General features: G+C 76.1%; 20 protein-coding genes and 1 pseudogene. 13 read left to right on the top strand and 8 right to left on the bottom strand.

The genetic code is table 11. The features are described from left to right. Window positions 1–562: 562 nt before the first annotated feature. Window positions 563–1864 (bottom strand): tetratricopeptide repeat protein, encoded by a 1302-nt coding sequence (locus ACZ407_RS22130; RefSeq protein WP_468130794.1) that lies wholly within the window; start codon window positions 1862–1864, stop codon window positions 563–565. A gap of 4344 nt (window positions 1865–6208) precedes the next feature. Next, window positions 6209–6694, bottom strand: a pseudogene (locus tag ACZ407_RS22125) (NB-ARC domain-containing protein); the annotation flags it as partial. A 181-nt stretch (window positions 6695–6875) separates the two neighbouring features. Between ACZ407_RS22125 and ACZ407_RS22120 the strand changes: the two are divergent. Continuing rightward, entirely contained in the window at window positions 6876–7241 is a 366-nt protein-coding gene (locus ACZ407_RS22120) for a DUF6479 family protein (RefSeq protein ID WP_468130733.1), read from the top strand. Between the two features lie 131 nt (window positions 7242–7372). Here the strand turns inward: ACZ407_RS22120 and ku are convergent, their stop codons facing one another. Then, complete coding sequence (gene ku / locus ACZ407_RS22115) at window positions 7373–8632, bottom strand: non-homologous end joining protein Ku (protein ID WP_468130731.1); 1260 nt, start codon at window positions 8630–8632, stop codon at window positions 7373–7375. A 60-nt stretch (window positions 8633–8692) separates the two neighbouring features. Here ku and ligD point away from each other — a divergent pair, with 60 nt between their 5' ends. Both ligD and ACZ407_RS22105 read left to right on the top strand, forming a co-directional pair. Then, window positions 8693–9598: a non-homologous end-joining DNA ligase gene (gene ligD / locus ACZ407_RS22110; protein ID WP_468130729.1), complete on the top strand. Its 906-nt coding sequence runs from the start codon at window positions 8693–8695 to the stop codon at window positions 9596–9598. After that, window positions 9598–10518, top strand: a complete 921-nt coding sequence (locus ACZ407_RS22105) for an ATP-dependent DNA ligase (protein ID WP_468130792.1) — start codon at window positions 9598–9600, stop codon at window positions 10516–10518. Before ligD ends, ACZ407_RS22105 begins: the two co-directional genes overlap by 1 nt. Before the next feature lie 277 nt (window positions 10519–10795). On the opposite strand, the gene ACZ407_RS22100 is transcribed toward ACZ407_RS22105, so the two are convergent. Continuing rightward, window positions 10796–11602, bottom strand: coding sequence for a nuclease-related domain-containing protein (locus ACZ407_RS22100; protein ID WP_468130727.1), 807 nt, complete (start codon window positions 11600–11602; stop codon window positions 10796–10798). 808 nt (window positions 11603–12410) lie between these two features. Here ACZ407_RS22100 and ACZ407_RS22095 point away from each other — a divergent pair. From ACZ407_RS22095 to ACZ407_RS22085, 3 genes are all read left to right on the top strand, one after another. Beyond that, entirely contained in the window at window positions 12411–13031 is a 621-nt protein-coding gene (locus ACZ407_RS22095) for a hypothetical protein (protein WP_468130725.1), read from the top strand. A 184-nt stretch (window positions 13032–13215) separates the two neighbouring features. After that, entirely contained in the window at window positions 13216–13956 is a 741-nt protein-coding gene (locus ACZ407_RS22090) for a hypothetical protein (protein WP_468130723.1), read from the top strand. Beyond that, entirely contained in the window at window positions 13953–15224 is a 1272-nt protein-coding gene (locus ACZ407_RS22085; RefSeq protein ID WP_468130721.1) for a histidine kinase dimerization/phospho-acceptor domain-containing protein, read from the top strand. Before ACZ407_RS22090 ends, ACZ407_RS22085 begins: the two co-directional genes overlap by 4 nt. Before the next feature lie 48 nt (window positions 15225–15272). Here ACZ407_RS22085 and ACZ407_RS22080 read toward each other — a convergent pair whose 3' ends face one another. Next, entirely contained in the window at window positions 15273–15662 is a 390-nt protein-coding gene (locus ACZ407_RS22080; RefSeq protein WP_468130719.1) for a hypothetical protein, read from the bottom strand. Then, complete coding sequence (locus ACZ407_RS22075) at window positions 15662–16075, bottom strand: DUF6325 family protein (RefSeq protein ID WP_468130717.1); 414 nt, start codon at window positions 16073–16075, stop codon at window positions 15662–15664. Before ACZ407_RS22075 ends, ACZ407_RS22080 begins: the two co-directional genes overlap by 1 nt. 110 nt (window positions 16076–16185) lie before the next feature. On the opposite strand from ACZ407_RS22075, the gene ACZ407_RS22070 reads away from it, so the two are divergent. Genes ACZ407_RS22070 through ACZ407_RS22060 form a run of 3 tightly spaced genes read left to right on the top strand, consistent with a single transcriptional unit; the run spans window position 16186 to window position 19795 of the window. Next, window positions 16186–17652: an FtsW/RodA/SpoVE family cell cycle protein gene (locus ACZ407_RS22070; RefSeq protein ID WP_468130715.1), complete on the top strand. Its 1467-nt coding sequence runs from the start codon at window positions 16186–16188 to the stop codon at window positions 17650–17652. Then, window positions 17649–19178 carry a penicillin-binding transpeptidase domain-containing protein gene (locus tag ACZ407_RS22065; RefSeq protein WP_468130713.1) on the top strand — a complete coding sequence of 510 codons (1530 nt, stop codon included), beginning with the start codon at window positions 17649–17651 and terminating at the stop codon, window positions 19176–19178. The genes ACZ407_RS22070 and ACZ407_RS22065 overlap by 4 nt, the downstream gene beginning before the upstream one ends. A gap of 44 nt (window positions 19179–19222) precedes the next feature. Next, window positions 19223–19795, top strand: a complete 573-nt coding sequence (locus ACZ407_RS22060) for a DUF3291 domain-containing protein (protein ID WP_468130711.1) — start codon at window positions 19223–19225, stop codon at window positions 19793–19795. A gap of 10 nt (window positions 19796–19805) precedes the next feature. On the opposite strand, the gene ACZ407_RS22055 is transcribed toward ACZ407_RS22060, so the two are convergent. Further along, window positions 19806–20960 (bottom strand): ferritin-like domain-containing protein, encoded by a 1155-nt coding sequence (locus tag ACZ407_RS22055; protein ID WP_468130709.1) that lies wholly within the window; start codon window positions 20958–20960, stop codon window positions 19806–19808. Window positions 20961–21132: 172 nt separating this feature from the next. Here ACZ407_RS22055 and ACZ407_RS22050 point away from each other — a divergent pair, with 172 nt between their 5' ends. The 4 genes from ACZ407_RS22050 (at window position 21133) to ACZ407_RS22035 (ending at window position 24678) form a co-directional block, all read left to right on the top strand. After that, window positions 21133–22086 (top strand): AurF N-oxygenase family protein, encoded by a 954-nt coding sequence (locus ACZ407_RS22050; protein ID WP_468130707.1) that lies wholly within the window; start codon window positions 21133–21135, stop codon window positions 22084–22086. Window positions 22087–22116: 30 nt separating this feature from the next. Continuing rightward, the gene (locus ACZ407_RS22045; RefSeq protein ID WP_468130705.1) at window positions 22117–22842 is read left to right on the top strand and encodes a TetR/AcrR family transcriptional regulator; all 726 of its coding nucleotides are present in this window, start codon (window positions 22117–22119) and stop codon (window positions 22840–22842) included. Between the two features lie 4 nt (window positions 22843–22846). After that, window positions 22847–23128, top strand: a complete 282-nt coding sequence (locus ACZ407_RS22040) for a hypothetical protein (protein WP_468130703.1) — start codon at window positions 22847–22849, stop codon at window positions 23126–23128. Between the two features lie 152 nt (window positions 23129–23280). Continuing rightward, a complete protein-coding gene (locus ACZ407_RS22035) occupies window positions 23281–24678 on the top strand; it encodes a C40 family peptidase (RefSeq protein WP_468130701.1) in 1398 nt (465 codons plus the stop codon). Here the strand turns inward: ACZ407_RS22035 and ACZ407_RS22030 are convergent. After that, entirely contained in the window at window positions 24630–25889 is a 1260-nt protein-coding gene (locus ACZ407_RS22030; RefSeq protein WP_468130699.1) for a styrene monooxygenase/indole monooxygenase family protein, read from the bottom strand. The genes ACZ407_RS22035 and ACZ407_RS22030 overlap by 49 nt on opposite strands. Between the last annotated feature and the right edge of the window lie 24 nt (window positions 25890–25913).

The following is a 25913-nucleotide window of genomic DNA, read 5'->3' as shown; positions in this document are numbered from 1 at the left end:
GCGGGGCGGAGCAGGTCCGGCCAGGCGGGGCGGCCCTGGGCGGGGCGCCTGCCCGGCGGGGCGCCTGCCCGGCGGGGCATGTGCGGGTCGGGCACGGTGCGGGTCGGGCACGGTGCGCTTGGGCGGTGGTCGTAGGGCCGATGCCCAAGGGCAGCTCTGCGTACGGGGGTCCGGCCGTCGCGTGAAGGGCGGGGCAGGGGGCGGGCAGACGCGCACGGCAGGCTCGCCGGGCCGTTCGTCCGACCTCCTGTGTCTCCAACTTGCCTTGACTAGTTGCTTGTTCGACTCGGTGTCTCGAACCGTCCCCGGGCTGCTTGCCGTTCGGCCGTACGTGGGGAACAGGCTTCGCCAGGTGCTCCGTTCAGCCGCGCCCCGAAGCGTTCGGCTGCACGTGCTCGTACGGTCGGCCGCGCGCCCCGGGCGGGTGGAGCTCAGGCGCCCGGACCGCCGTCCGCCTACCCGGGACCTGCACAGCTCAGGCGCCCGGACCGCCGTCCGCCTACCCGGGACCTGCACAGCTCGGGCGCCCGGACCGCCGTCCGCCACGCCGGACGGGTGCAACTCAGGTGCGGCGGCGCCACCAGCGGCGGGGGGTTCGGGTGGTCCAGGCGGCCAGGAGGGTGCGGCTGCGGGTGGTGGCGGGGTGGTCGGGGCCGAGGGTGCGTTCGCGGGTGTCCGCCACCTCCCTCAGGAGGGCGACCGCCTCCTCGCGGCGGCCCTGCGACCAGTAGGAACGCGCCAGCCCGGCGCGGGCCTTGAGGGCGTCGGGGTGTTCGGACCCCAGGACCCGGGTGCGGGCTGCGGCCACGCGTTCCTCCAGGGCGATCGCGGCGGCCGGCCGGCCCGCGGACCAGTACGCGGCCGCGAGCCGGGCGGCCGCGGCGAGGGTGTCCGGGTGGTCGCGGCCGCGGAGCTCCTCGTGGGTGTCGTGGATCTCCTCCTCCAGGGCGAGGGCGTCCTCCGGGCGGCCGGACGCGGCCAGGGAGGCCGCGAGGTCGGCCTGCGCGGCGAGGGTGCGGGGGTGGCCGGGGCCGTGGGTCTGCTCGTGGGCCGTCACCACCTCCTCCAGGAGGGCGATGCCCTCGGAGAACCGGTTGAGGTCCAGGTAGGTGGCGGCCAGGTCGGCGCGGGCCGCGAGGGATTCCGGCTCGTCCGGCCCGAACAGCCGGATGCGGTCGGCCAGCACCTGCTCCTTGAGGTCGACCGCGGCGGCGTGGAAACCGGCCCGTGAGTAGCAGACGGCCAGGCCGGCGCGCAGCGCGAGGGTGTCGTGGTGTTCGGGTCCGAGCACCTCCTCGGCGCGGGCTCCCATGAACTGCCAGTAGTCGATCGCCGCCCCGTGCAGCCCGTCGTCGAGCAGGCTGCGGCCGGCCCGGGGCAGCACCCGGTGGACCCCGTGGGACCACAGCGCGCCGGAGGGGTGGGCGGCGAGGACCCAGGTGTTGGCGCGCAGTGCGCCGTACGGGTGGGGGGCGGTGCCGGTGCCGGTGCCGTTCACCCGGCCGTCGAGCCGGGGCTCCTGCGGCCACAGGTCCAGTACGGCGTCCGCCGCCGCGATCAGGACGGCGGGGCGGGCCGCCTCGGGTGTGGCCCTACGGGCGGCCCGGGCGGTGAGCGGGTGCATGCGTACGGCCCGCGGGCCGGCCCGGTGTTCGACCGAGAGGATCCCGTACCGGTGCAACAGCCGTACGGCGGCCCGCGCCTGGCCCGCGTCAACGGGGGTGCCGGAGGCCTCGCCGAGGTAACGGACCACGGCCGCACCCGTCCACAGCTCGGGCGGATGCCCGGCGGGGTCGAGCACGGCCGCGAGCCGCAGCGCGGGCACGGCCAGCCCGACCGGATCACACTCCTGCGCCGCCGCCATCGCCAACCGCAACGCGGCGGCGACGGGCCGCGCGGCGGGGGCGGGAGCGCCGGGGCGGGTACGGGCTCGGGCGCGGGCGGAGCGGGGGCCCGGCCCGGGGCCGGGGGCGTGGACGCGCTCCCGAACGGCGTCGGCTGGACGGGGAACGGGGGCGGGGTCGGGGGCGTGGACGCGCTCCCGAACGGCGTCGGCTGGACGGGGAACGGGGGCGGGGTCGGGGGCGGAGGCGGCCAGGCCCACATCGTGCCCCGGGGCGGGCGCCGGAGCCCGGTGGCCGGAGGCCGGACCGGGCCGACCGGCAGCGGGGTCGGGGGCCGTGCGCGGACTCTGCTCGGGGCTAAGGCCTGACGCCCCGGCAGCGGAGCCGGACGCCGAGGCCGGGCCCTGGTCGGAGGCGGAAGCGCCCGGACCCACGGCCGGACCGGACAGCGCGGCCGGGCCCGGGTCCGAGCCCGTGCGGAACGCACCGGCAACAGGCCCGGACCCCGACGCCGGGCCCCGGCCCGGAGCGGGACCGGACGGACCGGCACCACGGCCCCGGGCCGGGCCCTGCTCCGGGGCCACACCGGGCAAACCGACGACACCATCGGCCACCGCGGCCGGACCCGGGCCGGGGGCTGCACCGGACAGACCATCGGCAGCGCCCGACACCGCGCCCGGGCCCGAGCCGGGAGCAGGGCCGGACACCGACGACGAGCCCCGGCCCGGAGCGGGACCGGACGGACCGGCACCACGGCCCAGGACCGGGCCCTGCTCCGGGGCCACACTGGACGGACCCACAGCAGGACCGGACAGCGCGGCCGGGCCCGGGCCGGGAGCGGCACCGGACGGGCCGACACCCGGATCCAGGGCCCGGCCCTGCTCCGGGGCCACACCGGACGAACCCACGACAGGACCGGACACCCCGGCCGAGCCCCGGCCGGGAGCGGGACCGGACGGGCCGACACCCGGCCCAAGGCCCCGGCCCTGCTCCGGGGCCACACCGGACGAACCCACGACAGGACCGGACACCCCGGCCGAGCCCCGGCCGGGAGCGGCACCGGACGGGCCGACACCCCGACCCAGGCCCCGGCCCTGCTCCGGGGCCACACCGGACGAACCCACGACAGGACCGGACACCCCGGCCGAGCCCGGGCCGGGGGCGGCACCGGACGGGCCGACACCCGGCCCAAGGCCCCGGCCCTGCTCCGGGGCCACACCGGACGAACCCACAGCAGGACCGGACAGAGCGGCCGAGCCCCGGCCGGGGACGGCACCGGACAGACCATCGGCAGCGCCCGACACCGAGCCCGGGCCCGGGCCGGGGGCAGGAGCGGGCGCCGGGGCCGCATGGTCGGGGGTGGGGTCGGGCCCGCCGTCGCCGGGGGCCGGCGCTGCGACCGAACTGTGGCCGGGAGCAGGGCCGGACGGGCCGGGGGCCGGGCCGGGCGCCGACGGCGGGCCCTGCTCCGGCGCGAGACCGGACGGAATGACACCAGGACCCGACGCCTCGGCCGGGCGTTGGCCGGAGGCCGGGCCGGACGCCGTGGCCGGACGGTGGTCGGGGGCCGGGCCGGACGCCGTGGCCGGACGGTGGTCGGGGGTGGGGCTGTGGTCCGGAGTGGGCTCGGCGCTCTGGCCGGGGGCGCAGCGGTCGTCGACGACGGGCTCGTAGTCGCGGACGTCGTCGTCGCCGGCGCGGGCCGGGCGGGCGGGGACGGGGCCGCGGCCTGGCTCTTGTTCGCGAGGGGGGCAGGGGTCGGCGTCGGAGGGGTCCCCTGCGTCGTGGGATGCGGCCCGCACCGCCTCCGGGCCCGGGACCTGGTCCCGATCGTGTCCCGGGCGCGGCTCGGAGGCACGTTCCCGGCCGTGATCGGGGGCCAGTCCGGGGCAGGCGGCACCGAGAGCCCGGCCGCTCTTGCTCCCGTCGCCTTCGAGGGGAACGGCGTCGGGCCGGCCACCGGCGTCGGGGGCGGATATGTCGGCCTCGGCTCCGCCGGGCGGGCCAGGCGGGCCGAACGGACCAGGCGGGCTGATCGGGCTGGGCGGGCTGGGCGGACCAGGCTGGCTGGGCGGGCCAGGCGCGCTGGGCGCGCTGGGCGCGCTGGGCGGGCTGGGCGGGCCAGGCGGGCCGGGCGGGGCGGGCGGGCTGGGCGGATCAGGCTGGCCGAACGGGCCAGTCGGGGGCGGAACCGGCAAGGGAAGTGCGGGGGGAACGGCTGCGCCCGGGCCGAACGGGTCGGCCGCTCCCGGCAGGGGCGAGCCGGAGCCCCCCGGCAGCGCAGGTGTGTCGGGGCGGCCGGGAGCGGACGGGCGGGATCCGCGCTCGGCGAGGGGACCGGCCGGGCCCGCCGGAGGCCGATCAGAGGAACCCCCCGCGGCCGGGTCCTCCTGCACGGCGGCGGGCCGGGCGGGGGCGTTCGGCAGGTCCTCCCACACGGCAGCGGACCGCACCGGGCCATTCGGCAGGTCCTCCCCCACGGCAGCGGGCCGCGCCGGGCCATTCGGCAGGTCCTCCCACACGGCAGCGGGCCGCGCCGGTTCGCACTCGCCGTAAGAACCGGCCGGTCCCACCGCAGGCCCACCTCGGGGACCCCACACCGCCGGCTCAGCCGGCCCGGCAGTGGGCATGACCTGCTCGCACCCGCCGAAGGAACCGGGCGGACCCAGCGGCGGCGGCGATGCAGAAAGATGCCGCGGATACGTGTCGGCCTGCGGGGGTCGGCCGGAAGGCGGCTGCGCGGCAGGAGCGGGCAGGGTGCGACTTCCAGCAGGCGGCAGGGGCGGACGGGACCGGCCCGCGGCGAGCGGGTCGGTCGGGAGCCGCACGGACGAGCCGGCGGGTTGAGCGGGCCCCGCCTGCGCGGAGCCGGTCCGTTCGGCCTCAGGCGGGGCACCCGGGTGGGGATGGGCGGGGACGGCCCGGGACGCCGGGGCCGACGGGGATGCCCCGGCAGAATCCCCCTCCGGTCTTTCCGCTCGCGCACGGACCGCCGGAGCCGTCTCGGCGGCGGCCCTGAGGTCGGCTTCGGGCGGTCGCGCGAGGTCCGACGCGGCCGCTGCACACACGTCGGCCCCGGGTTCCGCAGGCGTACCTTGCCGGGCAGGTGCACGGAGGCCTGATGCGAGTGGTTCCGGCCGGTCGGTGGGACCGGGGGGAGAGGGGAGGACGGGCCCCGACACCCGCCGCTCGGCCTGCTGCGGCGGCAACTCCCGCTCCCGCGCCGGTCCCGTCGACTCCGTGAGACCGTACGGGGCCGCCCTGCCCGGGTCCCCCGGGCCGGCCCGCAGCCGGAACCCCTGCGCTTCTCCCGGCGAACCGGGCGTATCCGCGTCCCACGACCCTGGAGGGTCCACAGGCCCCGGCCCCGACCACCGGGCAGAGCCCGCCCCGGACAGACCCGCCGCACCCGAGGCCGGACCCGAGGCCGGACCCGAGGCCGCGCCAAGTGGCGTACGTGAAACGGGACCTGACGCTAAACCGGACGCAGAGCCCGGCCCGCGCGGATCCGCGGGTCGCACCTCCGGCGGCCCCACGGGACCCGGCTCGGGCAGGGCCGCCGGACCCGAGGCCGATCCGGGTGCCGGCCCCGGCTCGTGCCGGCTCCGCCCCCCTGCCTCCGGCGCCACCCCCCGCACCCCTTCCGGCGAACCAGGCGCGGCCGCAGACCACTTGGACCCCCACCCCGGCCGACCCGAAAGGCCAGGCGCAGGGGCCGACTCAGGCCGACCCGCCGAACCCGAAGCAGGTCCGCCTGCCGGACCAGGCTCCAAACCCGGCCCGCCCGGGCCACCGCCAGACTCCCCCGGCACCCCCCGCACCTCTTCCGGCGAACCAGGCGCGGCCGCAGACCCCGCCCCCGGGGAGACGGGGCCTCGCCCCGGCTGCCGGTCCGCCGGGCGCGGGTCCGGCGGGCGCGCCGGGGCCGGGGCCGATCCGGGTGCCGGGCCCGGCTGCCCGGGGGCGGCTGCGGGGGGCGGGGTCCGGCCCGGGGGGAGGCCGGGGGCCGGAGTCTGCGGAGGGAGCGGGGTGCGTGCGGGCGCGCCGTCCGGCCGTGGGGGGCCGGCGGGGCCCGGACCCCCGGGGCCGGTCGCCAGGGGCGGGCCGGGGTCCGGGGGTGGGGGGCCGAGGAGGGACAGGTACTCCGTGCAGGTGGCTTCTACGTTGATCATGTAGGAGGCCGCGTGGGAGAGGGCCAGGGGGTGGCGGGAGAGGTGTTCGGCCAGGGGGGTGACCTGGTCGTCCAGGAGGTGGGGGCGGGCGGCGGCGGTGAGGCGGGTGCGGAGGTAGGAGACAGCCTCGGCGGGCGTGTAGACGTCCACGGGCACCGTGTCCACGGCGCCGCGGCCCACCGCCGCGAGGGCGGCGTGGCGGCGGCGGGTGGTGGCCAGCACGCGGCCCGTGCCGCTGCGGGACGCCGGGGGCCACCAGCGGGCCAGGGTGTCGGGATCGCTGAGGTCGTCGAGGACGACGAGCCAGCTGCGCGGGGTGGTGGCCAGCCAGTCGAGGAAGGCGCGGGCGTCCTGTTCGGCGTCGAGCCCCTCCGCACCCGGGGCCTCGACCCGGCGGGCGGCCTCGGCGTAACGGGCGGGGACCTCCGCGGCACCGGCGGCGTCCACCCACACCACCACCTCGCAGCCGGCCTCCCGCGCCTGGTGCGCGTAGGCGGCGGCCAGTTGGGACTTGCCGACCCCGCCCCGGCCCGCGAGGACCAGCGTGGGCACGTCCGGGCCGATGCGAACGCGCAAACGTTTGCGGTCCTGGAAGGCCGGGGCCAGGGCGGGGACGGTGCCGATCTCCACGGCGGGCGGGGCGGGCGGGGCCGGCACCGGGCGCAGGAGCCACTTCATTTCCGCCGCGACCCCCTCGGTCTCGGTGCACTCGCGTGTCCGTGCCGGTCCGTCCCGGGATGCATGCGGGATGTATGCCCTGTGCACCGGCCGTCTTCACCCGGCCCGGCCGCGCTGGCCTGATCTCGACGTTCGCGGACGCGTACGCGTACGAGCAGCCGTTTGGGGGTATTTTCATCGTATGGACACATTCGTGGACATCGTGTGGTTCCTGGTCGTGGGGATCGCCGTCGTGGCCTTCCTGATGCTGGCCTTCTGGCTGGGCCAGCGCGTACGGGACCGCGAACCGGCTCCCCCGTCTCCGGAGAGCCAGCCCCGGCTCCCCGCATCCGGCCAGGCAGAGATCTGTGAGGACCGGGAGTACGTGGACATCCCGGAAGGCGGCCTGCGGCCGCACGAGCTCCAGGGGTACGGCAACTTCGGCTCCCGGAGCGCCCACCCCGAGGAGCAGCAGCCGTCCGCCACGGCCGCCACGGCCGCCAAGGAGGAGACCGCGCGACGCCGGTTCGGCCAACCGGGCACCGGCGGACGGATGAAACCCGCCTGACCGGATGAATGCGTGCCCCAGCCCCGGCTTCGTGCCTTCAGGCAGCGGAGGGGTCCGGGAACCCCGTAGGTTCCCGGACCCCTCCGCCGTGTCCCTCCGCCGTGTCCCGGCCCCGGCCCGGCCCCCGGCCCTCAGGCGGATGCCCGGCCCCGGCCTCCGGCCGCCTTCTTCGCCGTCTTCTTCGCCGCGGTCTTGGCGGCGGCCGTCTTCGCCGCCGGCTTCCCACCCGCCGCCGCCCCCGCCGCCCCCGCTGCCCCCGCCCCCGCCGTCCCGGCTCCCGCGGACTTCGCACTCTTGACGGCCTTGACGGCCTTGACGGCCTTCACGTCCTGGGCGGGCTTGGCCGTCTTCGCGGTCCTGGTGCTCTTCGCCGCCGTCGCCGTCTTCGCGGTCTTCGCCGTCTTCGCGGTCGACTTCCTCGCCGTCGCCGCCGCAGGCTTGCCCGCTGCGGCCGCCGTGGACTTCTTCCCGCCCACCGGCTTGGGCGTGCCGCCGCCCGCCGCCGGCCGCAGCGGCGTCACCTTGGCGCCCGCCCCCGCACCGCTCTCCTCCGCACCGGCCGCGGCCGCCGCCTCCTGCCCGGACTCCCCCGGCTCCCCCGCCCCGCCCTCCTCCCCGCGCGCCGCTTTCGCCTCGCGCACGCTGCGCTCCAGAGCCGCCATCAGGTCGATCACCTGGCCGCCGGGTTCCGCCGCGGCCGCCGCAGCCGGCGTCTCGCCGGCCGACTTGGACGCGATCAGGGCCTCGACCGCCGCGCGGTAGTCGTCGTGGAGCTCGCCGATGTCCACCGTGCCGAGGGTGGCCATCAGGGCGTCGGCCAGGTCGAGTTCGGCATCGCGGACGGTGACCGCCACCTCCGGGGCCACCCCTTCCGGGGTGCGGATCTCGTCCGGCCACAGCAGTCCGTGCATGGCGATCACATCGTCCACGACCCGGAGCATGCCGAGCCGCTCCCGCCCCCGCAGGGCGAACTTCGCGATGGCCACCTTCCGGCTGCGTTTGAGCGCCTCGCGCAGGAGGACGTACGGCTTGGCGGCCGCGGCCCCGTTCGCCGCCAGGTAGTACGCGGCGTCCATCTGGAGCGGGTCGATCTCGGCGGCCGGCACGAAGGCCACGATCTCGATCGTCTTCGCCGTCGGCAGCGGCAGGGCGGCCAGGTCCTCGTCCGTGATCGGGATGACCGATCCGTCCGCCTCCTCGTACCCCTTGCCGATGTCGGCGGCGGCCAGTTCCTCGCCGTCGAGCTCGCACACCTTGCGGTAGCGGATCCGGCCGCCGTCGGCCTTGTGGATCTGGCGGAAGGAGATCGAGTGGTTCTCGGTGGCGTTCACGAGCTTGATCGGGATGCTGACCAAGCCGAAGGAGATCGCACCGTTCCAGATGGATCGCACGGCGGGGGGTCCTTTCGCGCCGTTCGTGCCCTTTGTCGCCCCCCGTGGCAGTCTCATCGTATGACGCCGATCACACAGGTGGAGGGGCGTCGCCTCGCGCTCAGCAATCTGGAGAAGGTCCTCTACCCGGAGACCGGCTTCACCAAGGGCGAGGTGCTGCACTACTACGCCACGGTCGCCGGGGCGATGCTGGCGCACGTGCGCGACCGGCCGGTCTCCTTCCTGCGCTATCCGGACGGGGTGGAGGGGCAGCGGTTCTTCACGAAGAATCCGCCGCCCGGCACGCCCGACTGGGTGAGCACGGCCGCCGTGCCGCGCTCCGAGGACAGCCGGGCCCGGCAGGTGCTGGTCTGCGACCTCGCGAGCCTGATCTGGGCGGCGAACCTGGTGGTCGAGTTCCACGTCCACCAGTGGCGGGCGCAGAGCCCGGCCGTTGCCGACCGCCTGGTCCTCGACCTGGACCCGGGCCCGCCCGCCACCGTGGTCGAGTGCTGTGCGGCGGCCCTCTGGCTGCGGGAGCGGCTGGCCGCCGACGGGCTGGAGGCGTACGCGAAGACCTCCGGGTCCAAGGGGCTGCACCTCTCCGTGCCCCTGGAGCCGACCCCGTCCGCGCAGGTCTCCGCGTACGCGAAGGCGCTCGCGCAGGAGGCGGAACGGGAGCTGCCCGAGCTGGTCGTGCACCGCATGGCGAAGGCGCTGCGGCCCGGGAAGGTGTTCGTGGACCACAGCCAGAACGCGGCCGCGAAGACCACTGCCGCGCCCTACACCCTGCGGGCCCGGCCGCTGCCGTCCGTGTCGGCCCCGGTGTCCTGGGCCGAGGTGGCCGACTGCCGCAGCCCGGACCGGCTGGTCTTCCTGGCGCCGGACGTGCAGGCGCGGCTGGCGCGGGACGGGGACCTGTTCGCCCCGCTGGCCGACCCGGAGCGGGCCCGGCCGCTGCCCGCTCCGGGCGGGGGCCGGCCGTGATCCGGGTGGCGCTGGCGGAGCCGGTGCGGACCCTGCCGCGGGGGGACGGACTGGCGTACGAGCCGAAGTTCGACGGGCACCGGCTGGTGGTGCACCGGACCCTGACCGAGGTGGTGCTCCAGGCCCGGTCGGGGCGGATCGTCACGAGCGCCTTCCCCGATCTGGTGGCGGCGGCCCGGCAGTTGCCGGCGGAGACCACGCTCGACGGCGAGGTGGTGGTGTGGCACGCGGGGCGTACGGACTTCGCGCTGGTGCAGCGGCGGGCGGCGGCCACGGCGGCCAGGGCGGCGGTGCTCGCCCAGACCCTGCCGGCCTCGTACGCGGCGTTCGACGTGCTCAGCCTGGCCGGGCTGGACCTGCGGTCGCGGCCGTACGAGCGCCGCCGGAGCCTGCTGGTGGACCTGCTGCTGCCCCTGGGTCCGCCGCTGCAGCCCGTACCGATGACCACGGACCCGGAACTGGCCGCCACCTGGTACGAGACCCTGCCCGCGAGCGGGATCGAGGGCCTGGTCATCAAGCGGCTGGACCAGCCGTATCCGGCGGGGCGGCGGGGCTGGCAGAAGCTGCGGCACACGGACACGACGGACGCGGCGGCGATCGGCTGGACGGGGACGGCCCGGCGGCCGGCGGGCCTGGTGCTGGTGCTGCCGGGGGACGACACGCCGGTGGTGTCGAGCCCGCTGTCGCCCGCGCTGCGGGCGGAGGTCGCGGAGGTGGTGGCGGGGGCGGGGGCCGGTGCGGGGGCGGCGAGTGCGGGGGCCGGTGCGGGCGCTGCTGCGGGCGCCGGGGGGACCGTGACGGCCATCGGGCTGGGCGAGGTGCCGTACCACCTGCTCGATCCGCCGCTGACGGTCGAGGTCCGGCACACCACGGCCCGCCATCCGCCGCCGGAGGTGCTGCGGGTCCGTGGCGAGGGGTGAGGGGGCGGGTGGGGGCCGGCGGGGACGGGCTGCCGGCGGCGGGTGGCGGGCGGCGGGTCACGGGCTGGGGGTGACGGCCGGCCGGCGGCAGGTGACCGGCGGCGGCGGCGGCCGACGGGTGGCGGGTGGCGGCCGACGGGTGGCGGGTGGCAGGTGGCGGGGCGACGGTGCCGGGCAGCGGAGGCGGGCGACGGGCGCACGTGGCGGCTGACGGCTGACGGCTGACGGCTGACGGCTGAGCGCTGACGCGCGGATCCCGTGGCGGGTTGCGGTTGCTTCAGCAGCGGGTCCACGTGTGGCGGTTGCGGGCCGTGGCGTACAGGGAGTCGATCTCGGCCGGTTTGAGGACCCCGCCGAGCCCGGCCAGGGCGACGGCCGCCCCCTCGCGCAGGACCCGGACCTCGCGCTGGGTGGGTGCGACGGCCACCTCGGCCGCGTCGATCACGGCCAGGGCCGGGACCACCGCGGTGGCCAGCGCGTACCCGGCCCGGTCGGCGGCCTGCCGGGCCCGGCGGGGCTCCGGGCCGGGTTCGCCGCGGCCCACGGTCAGCAGCAGCTCGCCGACGCCGGCGCGCTTGCGGCGGGCGGTCGCGGTCAGTACGGCCAGCACCCCGCCGGGTCCGATGAGCAGGTGGTCGATGACGGCGGTGCCGGGCAGCGCGACCGCGTGCAGCACCCGCCAGCCCGCCCCCTCCAGGGTGTCCAGCTCGGTCCCGAACCGCTGCTGGGCCTGGAGCAGGGCACGCAGCCGCAGCCGCTGGCGGGTGCGGGTGCCCGCCGGGCCGTGTTCGAGGGCGCCGAGCAGCAGCTCGCCCGGGCGGTTCGGGGCGAGGTCGTCGTCCGGGTGCAGGGCGAGGCGGGCGAGCTCGGCGGCGGTGGGCACGGGGGGCGGGCCCATGGTCCAGGTGCCGGTGAGGTACGGGCGCAGGGCGCCGAGCACGGCCTCGGCGTCCTGCTCCGCGAGGAGGCTGATGCGGGAGGTGTCGCGGTCGTACCAGGCGAGGGTGCGGCCGTCGGGGCGGGTCACGTAGAGGCGGGCGGGGGTGGCGCGGGTGCCGGCCGGTGTCACCCTGAGTGTGCGCATTGCCCGTCCCCCTGCCTTTGCCGGTCCCGGTGGTCAGCGGCTCTCCGGCGCGTCCGGTCCGGCTGCGGAGCCGGGGTCCGCCCTTGCGTAGCCGTACCCGCCGTCTCATGGGAGCAGGCGTGGGGGCGGGGGGCAATATTCGCGACGGGATGGGGTCGGGCGGGCGTTGCTCGTCCCCATACCCGCCCCTTCCCGAAACCGTGGCTCCGCCCCGGACCCCGCGCGGGTCGCACGGACGGGGCTCCGCCCCGGACCCCGCGCCTCAAACGCCGGCGAGGCTGCACACCCCGGGGCTCCGCCCCGGACCCCGGTCCTCAAACGCCGGACGGGCTGAACCTCGCCCCGCCGATCCGAATGCCCACCGCGGACAGGCAGATCCCGCCCCCGGACCAGAGTCCCCACCGCGCACGGGGGCCGACATTTACCCCCCGACCGGCCGTCACCGCGAACGGGCCGACATTTGCCTCCCCCGACCGGCCGTCACCGCGGACGGGGCAAACTCAAGCCCCGCCGGCGATTGAGGCGCGGGGGCCCGGGGGCAGAGCCCCCGACACCACCCCCGGACCACACCCTCCCCACCACCCCGGACCGCACCGTCCACACCAGACCGGGCAAACTCAAGCCCCGCCGGCGATCGAGGCGCAGGGTCCCGGGGGCTGAGCCCCCGGGATGTGGGGTGTGTAACGACACCGCGCGGATCGCTATGGGCGGCTGTTACACAGCAGCCGGTCGGCTGCAACGGCGCGCGGCTAGCTTGGCGGCGTCGGCTCGCAAGGGCCTCCCCTCCGTCTGTGAAAGGACCGCTGCCGTGCGCACTCTCTTCCGCCGCCGCGCCCTGCTGGTCCGTGCCGCCGTCGTCGGCGCGGTGCTCGGCTGCGTGCCCGCCTTCGGTTCCGCCGCCGCGTCCGCCGAGCCCGTACCGCAGGCCCCGGCCGGGTCGCGGACCCTGGTCAAGACCCTCGCGCTCGCCGACGGCCGGTCCACCGCGCACGTCTACCGGGTGGGCGGGGCGTACGAGGCCGACGTGGTCGCGGCCGACGGCACCGGATCCACCCTGACGGCCGCGGGCGGCCGCGCCGCCACCGCGGGCTTCGGCAGCGGCGAGGGCGGGCTGCACGTGGCGCTCGGGCCCGACGGCCGGCTGTCCTCCTGGGTGAACGCCGCCGATGCGCAGACGGGCATCCCGGTGCAGGACGGGTACAAGACCGCCCGCCGTACCGGCGCCACCGGAGCAGACGGCCGGGACGGTACGGACGGCCGCGAGGTCCGTGCGCAGGCCCCCGGCACCGTGGACGCCCTGCGGCTCGACGCGATCGCGGACCGCCCGGGCGGCGGAGTGCTGCTGCTCGCGGCGGGCGGCGGCATGGCGGCCGCCGGAGCGGCCGGGCTCGGCTTCGCGATGCTGCGCCGCGGCCGCACCTCGGCCTGAGCCCCCGGCTCCGGCCCCTCCGGCCCTCCGGCCCTCCACCCCCTCCGACCCCCACAGCCCCTCGCTCGCTCCGCTTCCTCCCGCCCCCTCCCTCACCCGTAGGGGAGCAAAAAGGACTTACATCCGAATAATGCGAATAAGGTGGGCGGACAGAGGTGCGGCCCCAGGGAGGACGAAAACTCGCGTGAAGCTGCGTCGTAGCGCCGGGTCCGCGCTCCTGCTGGCCGCCGTCGCCGTGACGGCCGCCGGCTGCGGCGGCACGGGACGGCTGGAGAGTGCCGGGCCCACGCCGATCGCCAGCGGGCCGGTGCACCTGTGGCCCGGCCGCAAGGGGGCCACCGTGCAGCCCGCGGACCCGGCCGGCAGCCCGCCGGAGTACGTGACGGGCATCCCGCCGGTCACCGGGCAGAACGTCCACCAGGTGGACCCGCTGGCCGTCGTACGGGCCGAGCAGAAGGCGACCTCGGGGACGACCACCGGCCCCGACTGGCTCCCGGACGAGGTGGTCGCACGGATCGGGCGGTGCAAGGCGGCCGGGGCGCCGGGCTGCCCGGTGCTCAGGCCGTACTACCGGGACCTGACCGGCAACGGCCGCGACGAGCTGGTCCTCGGCATCGAGCTCCCCGACCGGCAGCTCGCCGTACGGGCGTACACCGCGGACCGGGACGGTCGCCTCAACCGGATCATGGGCACCATCGAGTCGGTGATCGCCGTGGAGCTCGCCGGCCGGGACATCATCCTGCGGGTCCCGGGCGGCAATCCCGGATACGAGTGGAACATCGCCTGGTCCTGGGACCCCAAGCAGCGCACGATGCTCATCACCCGTGACCAGATCCTGCGCATCCCGCAGCCCGGCCCCTCGGCGCTCCGTACGGGCCCCGCCGTCCTCCCGTCCGCCACCCCCTCCGCGGCGGATGCGCGATGAGGGTGCGGCTGCCCGCCTGGACGGCGACCCTCACCTGGAAGTCCGCGTGCTTCATCGTGGTCATGTGCTGCACCCTCGCGGCCGTGCTCGGCGCGCTCGTGCACGTCGAGGTGACCCGGCAGACCGTGGAGGCGGCCCGCGAGAAGGCCCTGTCCAAGCTGACGGACACGGCCCGCGCGTACGAGGCGGGGGACCCGCTGCCGCCGGGGTCCGGCATCGACCCGGCGGGCCTGCCGCCCTCGCTGCGCGCGCTGGCGGTGGGCGGCCGGCGCGGTACGGCGGTGGCGATGCTGGACGGGGTACCCACGATGTGGGCCGCCACCCCGGCGGACGGGCGGGCGCTGGCCACCACCATCGACTACAGCCAGAGCGCGAAGACCATCAACGGCCTGGACAAGGCGATCATCGGCTCCTCGGTGCTCGCGATCGGCCTGACCCTGCTGGTCGGGGCCTTCGCCGTCACCCGGGTCACGCGCCGGCTGCACCAGACGGCGCTGGTGGCCCGCCGGATCGGCATGGGCGATCTGGACGCCCGGGTGGACGACCCCCGGGCCCGGGACCCGCACCGGCATCCGGACGAGGTGACCACCGTCGCGGGCGCCCTGGACTCCATGGCCTCGACCCTCCAGGCCAAGCTGCTGAGCGAGCAGCGCTTCACGGCGGACGTGGCCCACGAGCTGCGCACCCCGCTCACCGGGCTGTCGGCGGCGGCCGAGCTGCTGCCGGAGAGCCGTCCCACCGAGATGGTGCGCGAACGGGTGCGCACGATGCGGCAGCTGACCGAGGACCTGCTGGAGATCTCGCGGCTGGACTCGGGCAGCGAGCGGCTGGAGACGGACCTGCACCGGCTGGGCCCGCTCGCGGAACGGGCGGTACGGGCCTCCGGCCGCCCGACGGAGGTGGTCGTGGTCCGGGACCTGTACGTGGAGACCGACCGGCGGCGGCTGGAGCGGGTGCTGGGCAACCTGCTGGCGAACGCGCACAAGCACGGGCGGGAGCCGGTGGTGCTCACGGTGGACGGCCCGGTGGTCTCGGTGCGCGACCACGGCGAAGGCTATCCGGACTACCTGGTCGCCCACGGGCCGCAGCGGTTCCGCACCGAGGCGGGGGCGGGCGGCAAGGGGCACGGGCTGGGCCTGACCATCGCGGTGGGCCAGGCCGAGGTGATCGGCGCCCGGCTGGAGTTCCGCAACGCGCCGGACGGCGGGGCACTGGCGGTCCTCACCCTCCCGGAACCCCCTGCGGGCACCGCCCCACCGGCCCCGTAGGGCCCCTCCACCCGACCCGGGTCCGGCGCGGCCCACCCGCGCGGCGGGCTACTCGGCTCCCAGCAGACGCCGCTTGGCCAGGGTGAACTCCTCCGGCGTGAGCAGCCCTTCGCGCGCCAGCCCGGCCAGCGCGGCCAGCTCCGCGGCCAGCCCGCCGGCCGCCGGAGGTTCCGCGGTCGGCCCGCCGGCCGCCGGGGGCTCCACCTCCTCCGCGCCCCCCGCCGGGACGCGTCCGGCCGGGGTCACCGCCGGGACGCGTCCGGCCGCGGGCCCGGGCCCTGCCGGGGCGCGGGTTGCCGCCGCGGAGGCGCCGTACGGCTCCGTGTGCGGGCCGCCGTCCCACACGTACACGCCGCTGGTCAGCAGCCCCCGGAGCAGGGGCGCGCCGGGCGGGCGGTCGGCGGGGCGGGGGGCCGGGTGGACGGGTCGGATGAACATCAGAGGGCCAGTCCCTTCGCCGCGCGGACCTGTTCCAGCCGGTCCGCAGGGATCCGGACCGACCCGGCGATCCGGCCGCCGGCGGCCCGTACGGCCACGGCCGCGTCCTCGGCCCACACGTGTTCGACGAGGACAAGCAGCGCGCAGCTGCCGCGGTCGAGCAGGCCCGCCGCCTCCTCCACGTCCTCCGGACCGATCAGCGGGGCCACCTCACGCCCCGTCAGCAGGCCCCTGAGCTCGTGGAACTCGTCGAGCTCGGCCGCCCGGACCTCGCCCCCGGCCGTCCTGGTGGCGACGAGCGCGTCGATCAGCCGTACGTTCCCGGTCTTGCGCAGGCCCAGCACGGCGGTCACGGCCTGGACCCGGAGCTGCTCTTCCGGGAAGGCGAGGACGATGAACTCCACAGGCCCCATGCGGCGGCCCCCTGTCCGGTTCCGAGTCGGGTTCTGACGTTTCTTCAGCAGACTATGACATGAAAGGACATTAAGGGGCATAAGCTCCGGACGCTTGCTACGTTGCCCATATGACCGCATTGACGGCACGGCCGGCGGCGGACCCGTCCCCGCCGGCCGCCCGCCGCCCCCGGCGACGGCACCGGGGGACCGAACTGGCCCTCCTGGCCGGCGCCGTCCTGACCGTCCTGCTCGGCTACGCCTGCACCGGCCTGGCCACGCGCGGCCGGCTGCCCCCGGACACCTCCCGGTACGCCCTCGCCCTCGTCCTCGCGGTGCTGCTCGCGCACCTGGCCGTACGGCTGTGCGCCCCCTGCGCCGACCCGCTGCTGCTGCCCATCGCGGTGCTCCTGAACGGGCTGGGCCTCGTGCTGATCTCCCGCCTGGACCGGGCCGCCCCGGGCCGGCCCGCCGCCGGGACCCAGCTGGTCTGGTCGGCGCTGGGCCTGCTGCTGTTCGTGGCGGTGGTGGCCCTGCTGCGCGACCACCGGGTGCTCCAGCGGTACGCGTACCTGTCGGTGGCGGCCGCCCTGCTGCTGATGCTGGTGCCGGTGCTGTTCCCGCCGGTCAACGGGGCGCACATCTGGGTGCGGGTGGGCGGCCTCTCCTTCCAGCCGGGGGAGTTCGCGAAGGTCCTGCTGGCCGTGTTCTTCGCCTCCTACCTGGCCGCGAACCGCACCGCCCTCGCGCTGACCGGCCGCCCGGTGCTGGGCAGGCTGCGACTGCTGCCGGGCCGGGTGCTGGGGCCGATCCTGGCGATCTGGCTGCTGAGCGTCGGGGTCCTCGTGCTCGAACGGGACCTCGGGACCTCGCTGCTGTTCTTCGGCCTGTTCGTGGTGATGCTGTTCGTGGCCACCGGCCGGATCGGCTGGATCGCGGTCGGGCTGCTGCTCGCGGGGCTCGGGGCGTACGCGGTCGCCACCTTCGAGCCGCACGTGCACGGCCGGGTCGAGGACTGGCTGAATCCTTTCGCCTCCATCGAGCGGGGCCAGGGGCCGGACCAGCTCGCCCAGTCCCTCTTCGCCTTCGGCGCGGGCGGGTTCCTCGGCACCGGCCTCGGGCTCGGCCACTCGGCCCTCATCGGCTTCGCCGCCAAGTCGGACTTCATCCTGGCCACGGCCGGGGAGGAACTGGGGCTGGCCGGGCTCACCGCGGTGCTGCTGCTGTACGGGCTGCTGGTCGCGCGGGGTTTCGGCGCGGGCCTGGCCCTGCGGGACCCGTTCGGGCGGCTGCTGGCGACCGGGCTCGCCGCGATCGTGGCCCTCCAGGTGTTCGTGATCACCGGCGGGGTGACCGGGCTGATCCCGCTGACCGGCATGGCGATGCCCTTCCTGGCCCAGGGCGGCTCCTCGGTGGTCACCAACTGGGTGATCGTCGCCCTGCTCGTCCGGCTGAGCGACTGCGCCGGACGCCCCGAGCCGAGCCCGCCGCCGGGTCCGGGCCCGGGCCCGGGCCCGGACCTGAATACGGACCTGGACCCGGTCACGCCCCTGCCCCCCGCCCCGGACTCGGGCCCCGCCGCCGGAGCCGCCCCGTGATCCGCTACATCCGCTGGTCGGCCGGGTTCTGCGCGCTGCTGCTGGCCGCCCTGTGGGTGAACGCCGTACGGGTGCAGGTGGCCGAGGCGGGGGCGCTGGCCGGCAACCCCGCCAACAAGCGGGCGAGCATCGCCCGGTACGCCAAGCCGCGCGGGGACATCCTGGTCGACGGGAAGCCGGTGACCGGCTCCAAGGACAGCCGGCAGCTGCTGCGCTTCGAGCGCAGCTACACCGACGGCCCGCTGTACGCACCCGTCACCGGCTTCGCCTCCCAGGTCTACGGGACGAGCTTCGTCGAGCGGGCCGAGGACGGCATCCTGTCCGGCACCGACCCGGGGCTGTCGCCGGTCCCGCTGTGGAACGAGGTCCTGCGCCGGCGGCCGCCGGGCGGGGACGTGGCGACCACCGTCCGGGCGCCCGTGCAGCGGGCCGCGTACACCGGGCTGGCCGGGCGGCGGGGGGCGGTGGTCGCGCTGGAGCCCGCGAGCGGCCGCATCCTCGCCCTGGTCAGCAGCCCTTCGTACGATCCGGAGGAGCTGTCGGGGACGGGCGCCGCGGTCCGGGCGGCCTGGGCCCGGCTGAATGCGGACCCGGCCCGGCCGATGCTCAACCGGGCGCTGCGGGAGACGTATCCGCCCGGCTCCACGTTCAAGATCGTGACGGCGGCCGCGGCGCTCGACGCAGGGGTGGTGACGGATGTGGACGCGCCCACCGACACCCCGGACCCCTACCTGCTGCCGGGTACCCGCACCGCACTGCCGAACGCCGGGAAGGGCTGCGCGGACGCCTCGATGTCCGAGGCCGTCCAGTGGTCGTGCAACACGGTGATGGCGAAGATCGGCGTACGGGTCGGGCTGCGCGGGATGGCCGAGGCGGCGGAGCGCTTCGGCTTCAACGACCCGGGGCTGCGGGTCCCCTCCTGGGTGTCGCGCTCGGACTTCGACACCGACATGAGCCCCGACCAGCTGGCCCTGTCCTCGATCGGGCAGTTCAACACCAAGGCCACCCCGCTCCAGATGGCGATGGTCGCGGCGGCGGTCGCCAACGGCGGCGAGCTGCCCCGCCCGTACCTGGTGGAGCGGACCACCGAGGACGACGGGGACCAGGTGCGCCGCACCGCCCCGCGCAGCCTGGGCCGGGCGATGAACCCGGCGACGGCGCTGCGGCTCCAGCGGCTGATGGTGAAGGTGGTGGAGGACGGCACCGGGCGCAACGCGGCCGTGCCGGGGGCCGAGGTGGGCGGGAAGACGGGGACCGCACAGCACGGGCTGGGCAATGCGGGCACCCCGTACGCGTGGTTCATCGCGTGGGCGCGGGCGGAGGGCGCGCCGCAGCCCGCGGTCGCGGTGGCCGTGGTGGTCGAGGACGCGGAGGCCGACCGCGGGGACATCAGCGGCAACAGCAGCGCGGCGCCGATCGCCCGGGCGGTGATGGAGGCGGCCCTCGGAGGGGAGGCGGCCCTCGGACGGGAGGCGGCCCTCGGACGGGAGGCGGGCCCCGGGCGGAGGTCCGGTCCCACTCCGTGAGATTCCCGCTCCGGAAGCCCCAACTCCGCACCTAGGGTGCAGACATGAGCGAATCGTACGACCGGGCGGGCGGGTCCGCCCCCGCCGCGCAGCCCGGCGGCGGCCACGAGCTGGCCCAGGTCAACATAGGACGCATCAAGTACCCCACCGACGCACCCGAGTTCAAGGGCTTCATGGACGGGCTGGAGCCCGTCAACGCCCTGGCCGACGCGGCCGACGGCTTCGTGTGGCGGCTCCAGGGCGAGGCCGGGGACGCGACCGAGTACCGGGTGCTCGGCGACGACAAGATGATGATCAACCTGTCGGTGTGGCGGGACGCGGAGTCCCTGAACACCTTCACCTACCAGGGGCTGCACCGGGAGTTCCTGGCCCGCCGCCGCGAGTGGTTCGAGCACCTGAAGGAGGCGGTCACCGCCCTGTGGTGGGTGCCGGCGGGCCACCGCCCGACGGCGGCCGAGGCCGAGCAGCGGGTCCTGCACCTGCGCGCACACGGCCCGACCCCGTACGCCTTCACCCTGCGCAGCCCGTTCCCGCCGCCCGCCGCAGCACCCACGGACGCGGACACGGCCGCGGACGCGGGCACGCACACGGCCGCGGCCGCGGGCTCCGAGGGCTGAGGCGCCCGTCTCAGCCCCGGCCGCCGCCGGGCTCCGCAGGCCCCTCGACGACGGCCGCCTCGGCGCCCGCCCCCTCGGCGACGGCCGCCTGCACCTCGGCCACCCGGGCCTGCTCCTCGGCCGCGAAGCGCTCGCGGTCGACGGCCTCGGCCAGTTCCTCGTCCCGGCTCATCAGCAGGTCGAGGCTGGAGTCGCCCATCTCGAAGACGCCCATGTCCAGGTAGGCCTTCTGGAGCCGCTCGCCCCACAGCCCGATGTCCTTGACGCAGGGCACGATCCGGCTGAACAGCAGTTTGCGGAAGAGGTGCAGGAACTCGTTGCGCTCCGCGTACTCCTCGGCCTCCTTGCGCGGGATGCCGAAGTTCTCCAGCACCTCCACCCCGCGCAGCCGGTCCCTCATCAGGTGGCAGCCCTCGATGACGAACTCCTCGCGCTCGCGCCGCTCGGCGTCCGTGAGCTGCCGGTAGTAGTCGCGCAGGGCCATCCGGCCGAAGGCCACGTGCCGGGCCTCGTCCTGCATGACGTACGCGAGGATCTGCCGGGGCAGCGGCTTCGGGGTGCTGTCGCGGATCATCCCGAAGGCGGCGAGCGCCAGCCCCTCGATGAGCACCTGCATGCCGAGGTACGGCATGTCCCAGCGGGAGTCGCGCAGGGTGTCGCCCAGCAGCCCCTGGAGGTCCTCGTTGACCGGGTAGACCATGCCGATCTTCTCGTGCAGGAACCGGGTGTAGATCTCCGCGTGCCGGGCCTCGTCCATGGTCTGGGTGGCCGAGTAGAACTTCGCGTCGAGGTCCGGCACGGACTCCACGATGCGCGCCGCGCACACCATCGCGCCCTGCTCGCCGTGCAGGAACTGGCTGAACTGCCAGGAGGTGTAGTGCCGGCGCAGGTCGCCCTTGTCCTTCTCGGTGAGCTTGGACCAGTGCCGGGTGCCGTACAGGGTCATCGCCTCGTCGGGCGTGCCGAGCGGGTCGTACGGATCGACCTCCAGCTGCCAGTCGATCCGCTTGGCGCCGTCCCACTGCTTGTCCTTGCCCTTCTGGTACAGGGCGAGGAGGCGCTCGCGGCCGTCGTCGTACTCCCAGCTGAACCGGGCCGCGCCGGTTGCGGGAATCTGCCAGACCGGTTCACCCGGGTCACTCGTGTAGAGCTCGCGCGTCGACACGGACGCCCCCTTCTTGCTGTGGACTGCCGCACACATCAGGGTCGTCGGCAGCGTCACACGTTGGTAGACGGCGGGTCAACAACCCGCGCGCAAGGGATTGACGACCTTGCTGACAAGCAGTCTCATAAGCAGTGACCACCGGTAACCCCTCAACGGACGAGGTGCCTCCGCCATGACCACCGTGACGCCAGCGAACTCCGCGAGCCGCGCGGACCTCACCGCGCTGCGGGACGCCCTCGGGCTGCTCAAGGACCGCGAACAGGTCGCCGAGCGGCTGCTCGACTCCTCCGCGAAGCACTCCTTCGACCCGGACAGGCAGCTCGACTGGGAGGCCCCGCCCGTCGAGGGCAAGTGGTACTGGCCGCCGGAGCTGGTCTCGCTGTACGACACCCCGCTGTGGAAGAAGATGCCCGAGGAGCAGCGCATGGAGCTGGCCCGGCACGAGGCCGCGGCGCTCGCCTCCCTCGGCATCTGGTTCGAGATCATCCTGATGCAGCTCCTCGTCCGGCACATCTACGACAAGCCGCTGACCAGCAAGCACGTCCGCTACGCCCTGACCGAGATAGCCGACGAGTGCCGGCACTCCATGATGTTCGCCCGCATGATCGAGCGTCACGGCGCCCCCGCGTACCCGGTTTCGCGCCTCAACCACAACCTCGGCCGGGTGCTGAAGACCATCTCCACCACCCCCGGCTCCTTCGCCTGCACCCTGCTCGGCGAGGAGGTGCTCGACTGGATGCAGCGGCTGACCTTCCCGGACGAGCGGGTGCAGCCGCTCGTCCGCGGGGTCACGAAGATCCACGTCATCGAGGAGGCCCGGCACGTCCGCTACGCCCGCGAGGAGCTGCGCCGCCAGATGGTGACCGCCCCGCGCTGGGAGCAGGAGCTGACCCGCATCAGCTGCGGCGAGGCCGCCCGGGTGTTCTCGGTGGCCTTCGTCAACCCCAAGGTGTACGAGAACGTCGGCCTGGACCGGCGGGAGGCGGTGGCCCAGGTGAAGGCGAGCGGGCACCGCCGCGAGGTGATGCAGACCGGCGCCAAGCGTCTGACCGACTTCCTCGACGACATCGGCGTACTGCGCGGAGTCGGCCGGAAGATGTGGCAGCGCTCCGGACTCCTGGCCTGAGCCGTGCGCTGTGGGGCTACGCTGCGGGGCATGACCAGGACCTCGCCGACCCGGACGTACCGCCGGCTGAGCGTCGAGGAGCGGCGGGGCCAGCTCCTCGAAGCGGCCCTGCAGCTCTTCGCGCACCGCGCACCCGAGGACGTCTCGCTCGACGACGTCGCCGAGTCGGCCGGGGTCTCGCGGCCGCTGGTCTACCGCTACTTCCCCGGCGGCAAGCAGCAGTTGTACGAGGCGGCCCTGCGCTCGGCGGCCGAGGAGCTGGCGCAGTGCTTCGCCGAGCCGCAGGCCGGACCGCTGACCCGGCGGCTGTCCCGGGCCCTGGACCGCTACCTGGAGTTCGTGGACGGGCACGACGCGGGCTTCAGCGCCCTGTTGCAGGGCGGCAGCGTGGTGGAGACCTCGCGGACCACGGCGACCGTGGACGGGATCCGGCGGGCGGCGGCCGAGCAGATACTCGTGCACCTGGCGGTCCCGGACCCGGGGCCCCGGCTGCGGATGATGGTCCGCACCTGGATCACGGCCGTGGAGGCCGCGTCCCTGATCTGGCTGGACGAGGGCAAGCAGCCCCCGCTGCCGGAGCTGCGGGACTGGCTGGTGGACCAGTTCGTCGCCCTGCTCACGGCGACCGCGGCCACCGACCCGCAGACCGCCGCCGCGGCCCGCCGCGCCCTGGCCCTGGAGGCCGCCGAGGGCCCGGTCGGCGTCCTGGCCCGCCGGGTGATTCCGGTCGTCTCGGAGGCGGCGCACCTACTGTAGGAGCGTGAAGAGCCAGAACACCCCCTTCGAGGGCGGCCCGATGGACGGGCGGGTGCTGCCCATCCTGCTCGGCCCGACGGGCCACCCGCCGAAGGTGTACGAGATCCCCGTGCCCGATCCCGACGGGGGCCCGCCCACGGTCCTCCTCTACCGGCGCGTCCCGGCCGGGTACTCCAAGCGCCTCGGTTTGCAGACCGGCTGGAAGTACGCGTTCGACCCGACCGGCCGGCGCGAGCGGCTCCGCTGGCCGTGGTCCAAGCCGCAGCCGCCCGCGCCGGAGGGCTGAGCGGCCGGGGAGGCCCGGGCCGGGCGGCGGCCGGGCGGCACCGGGCGGGGCGGGAGCGCTGCGCCGTACGGCTGAGGCGGGCGGCAGGGCCGACCCGGTCGGGCGATTCGTCATATTTCATATGTCACGATCCCTCCCTCGGAGGTGATCCCATGTCACGAGGACTGCTGCGTACCGCCTGTGTGGCCGTCGCGGCCGCCGCCGCCCTGGTCACCGCGGTGCCGCCGGCCGCGACGGCCCGCCCGGCGGACCCGCCGGACCGGGGCCCGGGCACCGGGACGGTCTCGGACGGCGGGGCCGGCTCCACGGCCGAAGCGGGTGCGCCCACGGCCGCATCGGGTACGGACCCGGCGCCGGGCACGGACACGGACACCGGCACGGACACCGGCACCGGCACCGGCACCGGCACGGCGGCGAACCCCGGTGCGGGCCCCGGCAGGGGCGCCGGCTCGGCGGCCGAGGTCGCCGACCTGCTGAACCGGCTGCGCGAGCTCTACCGGCGGACCGAGGAGGCCACCGAGGCCTACAACGCGACCGCCGCCGCCCTCAAGGCCCGCGAGGCCGACGAGCGGCGGCTGCGCGAGGCCCTCGGCAAGGCCCGCAACGCGCTGGGCAGCGAGCGGGCGCAGGCCGGGCGGCTGGCCCGGGAGCAGTACCGGGGGGCCGCCGGCTTCTCCCGGTACGCCCGCATGCTGCTGTCCGGGAATCCGGAAGAGGCGCTGGACCAGCGGCGGATCGCCCGCCGCGAGGCCCGGCACCGGGCCGCGGTGCTGGCCCGGCTGACCGGCGCCGAGAAGCAGGCCGGAGCGCTCGCCGCCGGGGCCCGCAAGGCCCTGGACGCCCAGCAGCAGCTGGCCGCCCGCCGGAAGGCGCAGCGGGAGGAGGTGGTCCGGCAGCTCGGCGCGGTGGAGCGGCTGCTCGCCTCGCTCACCGCCGAGCAACTGGCGGCCCTCGCGGCCCGCGAGCGCGCCGACGAGGCCGCGGCCCAGCGGGCGCTGGAGGACTCGGGCCGGCTCGGCCCGCCCGGCACCCCCGGCTCCCCGGGCCCCCCGGCGGCGTCCGTCCGGACGCCCACGGCCGCGGGCGGCGCGGCCGTCGGCTTCGCGACCCGGCAGCTGGGCAAGCCGTACGTGTGGGGTGCCGAGGGGCCGGAGTCCTTCGACTGCTCGGGGCTCACCTCGCAGGCCTGGGCGCACGCCGGCCGGCCGATCCCCCGGACCAGCCAGGAGCAGTGGGCCCGGCTGCCCCGGGTGCCGCTGGACCGGCTGCGCCCCGGGGACCTGGTGGTGTACTTCCCGAAGGCCACCCATGTGGCGATCTACATCGGCGACGGCAAGGTGGTGCAGGCACCGCGGCCCGGGGCCCTGGTGAAGGTCTCCCCCCTCGCCGCGAACCCGCTGCTGGGCGCCGTACGCCCGGATCCGCAGGGGCTGCCGCTGCCCGCGGGCTCCTACACCCCGCCGGAGCTCCCCGAGGAGGCCGCGGCGGGGGACGACGCGGGCTACGCGGAGACGGAGGCTCCGGCCGCGGCGGACACCTCGGCGAGGTAGTCGGCCGTGTCTTCGGGGTCGTAGAAGAAGGAGTCGAAGTCGGCCGGGTTGTCGAAGCCGTTGGCGAACCGGTCGGCGACGGGCTGGAGCTGCCCGGCCGCGCCGAGCAGGTTCACCACGTGCTCCGGCAGCTCGCCGAGCATGGCGTTGGTCCACTGGGTGACCGGCTTGCCGGTGGTGAACCAGTACTTGTCGAACGTGGCCTTCATCCACGCCTCGTCGAACGGCTTGTCCCCGTGCATGAGGATCGAGGACAGGTACGAGGCGGCGCACTTGGCGGCCGAGTTGGAACCCTGCCCGGTGATCGGGTCGTTGGCCACGACCACGTCGGCCACACCGAGGACCACCCCGCCGCCGGGCAGCCGGCCCACCGGGTTGCGCACGACGGGCGCGTACCGGCCGGCGAGGGTGGCGCCCGCGTCGGTCAGCTCGGCCTTGGCGGCGCGCTCGTACTCCCAGGGGGTGAAGCGCTTCATCAGCTCCAGGGTGCGGGCGAGGTGCTCGGAGGGGCCGGCCAGCCCCTGGAACGCGTCGAGGGGGCCGCCGGGCACGCCCTCCCAGAAGAGGATGTCGGCCCGGCCGGAGGTGGTGAGGGTGGGCATCACGAAGAGCTCGCCCACGCCCGGCACCACGTTGCAGCGGACCGCCTCGGTCTCCGGGTGCTCGGGGCGCGGCTCCAGGCCGTGGACGTACGAGACGGCCAGCGCCCGCTGCGGGGTGCTGTACGGGGAGCGGGCGGCGTCGCGGCCGAAGAGGGAGACCAGCTCGCCCTTGCCCGCCGCGACGAGCACGAGGTCGTAGGTCCGGGAGAAGAAGTCGAGGTCGGAGACGGCGGCCCCGTGGATGACCAGCTGCCCGCCGCGCTGGGCGAAGGTGTCGAGCCAGCCGGCCATCTTGACCCGCTGGTCCACGGACTGCGCGAAGCCCTTGAGGCGGCCGAGCCAGTCGATCGGTCGGGAGGCGTCGGGGGCGGCGACGGAGACCCCGAGGCCCTCGATCTTCGGGGCCTGGCTCTCCCAGAAGCCGAGTCCGAGGTCGCGCTCGTGCTGGAGGGCGGTGGCGAACATGCACTGGGTGGACATGACCCGGCCGGTGCGGATCTCGTCCGCGGTCCGGTTGGACATGAGGGTGACCTCGTACCCCTTGGACTGGAGTCCGAGGGCGAGCTGGAGGCCGGACTGCCCGGCCCCGACGACGAGTATCTTCCGCATGGACTGTGCTCTCCGCAGTTCGGG

The organism is Streptomyces sp. NPDC030809, assembly GCF_055572195.1.
This window is presented reverse-complemented; position numbering and strand designations above follow the sequence as displayed.

What these genes read in the sequence shown, in the direction of transcription:
- ACZ407_RS22060 (WP_468130711.1), top strand. Translation starts at nt 19,223, where the DNA reads ATGAGCGAATCGTACGACCGGGCGGGCGGGTCCGCCCCCGCCGCGCAG.
- ACZ407_RS22120 (WP_468130733.1), top strand. Translation starts at nt 6,876, where the DNA reads ATGGACACATTCGTGGACATCGTGTGGTTCCTGGTCGTGGGGATCGCC.
- ACZ407_RS22075 (WP_468130717.1), bottom strand. Translation starts at nt 16,075, where the DNA reads ATGGGGCCTGTGGAGTTCATCGTCCTCGCCTTCCCGGAAGAGCAGCTC.
- ACZ407_RS22130 (WP_468130794.1), bottom strand. Translation starts at nt 1,864, where the DNA reads ATGGCGGCGGCGCAGGAGTGTGATCCGGTCGGGCTGGCCGTGCCCGCG.
- ACZ407_RS22030 (WP_468130699.1), bottom strand. Translation starts at nt 25,889, where the DNA reads ATGCGGAAGATACTCGTCGTCGGGGCCGGGCAGTCCGGCCTCCAGCTC.
- ACZ407_RS22045 (WP_468130705.1), top strand. Translation starts at nt 22,117, where the DNA reads ATGACCAGGACCTCGCCGACCCGGACGTACCGCCGGCTGAGCGTCGAG.
- ACZ407_RS22085 (WP_468130721.1), top strand. Translation starts at nt 13,953, where the DNA reads ATGAGGGTGCGGCTGCCCGCCTGGACGGCGACCCTCACCTGGAAGTCC.
- ACZ407_RS22050 (WP_468130707.1), top strand. Translation starts at nt 21,133, where the DNA reads ATGACCACCGTGACGCCAGCGAACTCCGCGAGCCGCGCGGACCTCACC.
- ACZ407_RS22080 (WP_468130719.1), bottom strand. Translation starts at nt 15,662, where the DNA reads ATGTTCATCCGACCCGTCCACCCGGCCCCCCGCCCCGCCGACCGCCCG.
- ACZ407_RS22035 (WP_468130701.1), top strand. Translation starts at nt 23,281, where the DNA reads ATGTCACGAGGACTGCTGCGTACCGCCTGTGTGGCCGTCGCGGCCGCC.
- ACZ407_RS22100 (WP_468130727.1), bottom strand. Translation starts at nt 11,602, where the DNA reads ATGCGCACACTCAGGGTGACACCGGCCGGCACCCGCGCCACCCCCGCC.
- ligD (WP_468130729.1), top strand. Translation starts at nt 8,693, where the DNA reads ATGACGCCGATCACACAGGTGGAGGGGCGTCGCCTCGCGCTCAGCAAT.
- ACZ407_RS22070 (WP_468130715.1), top strand. Translation starts at nt 16,186, where the DNA reads ATGACCGCATTGACGGCACGGCCGGCGGCGGACCCGTCCCCGCCGGCC.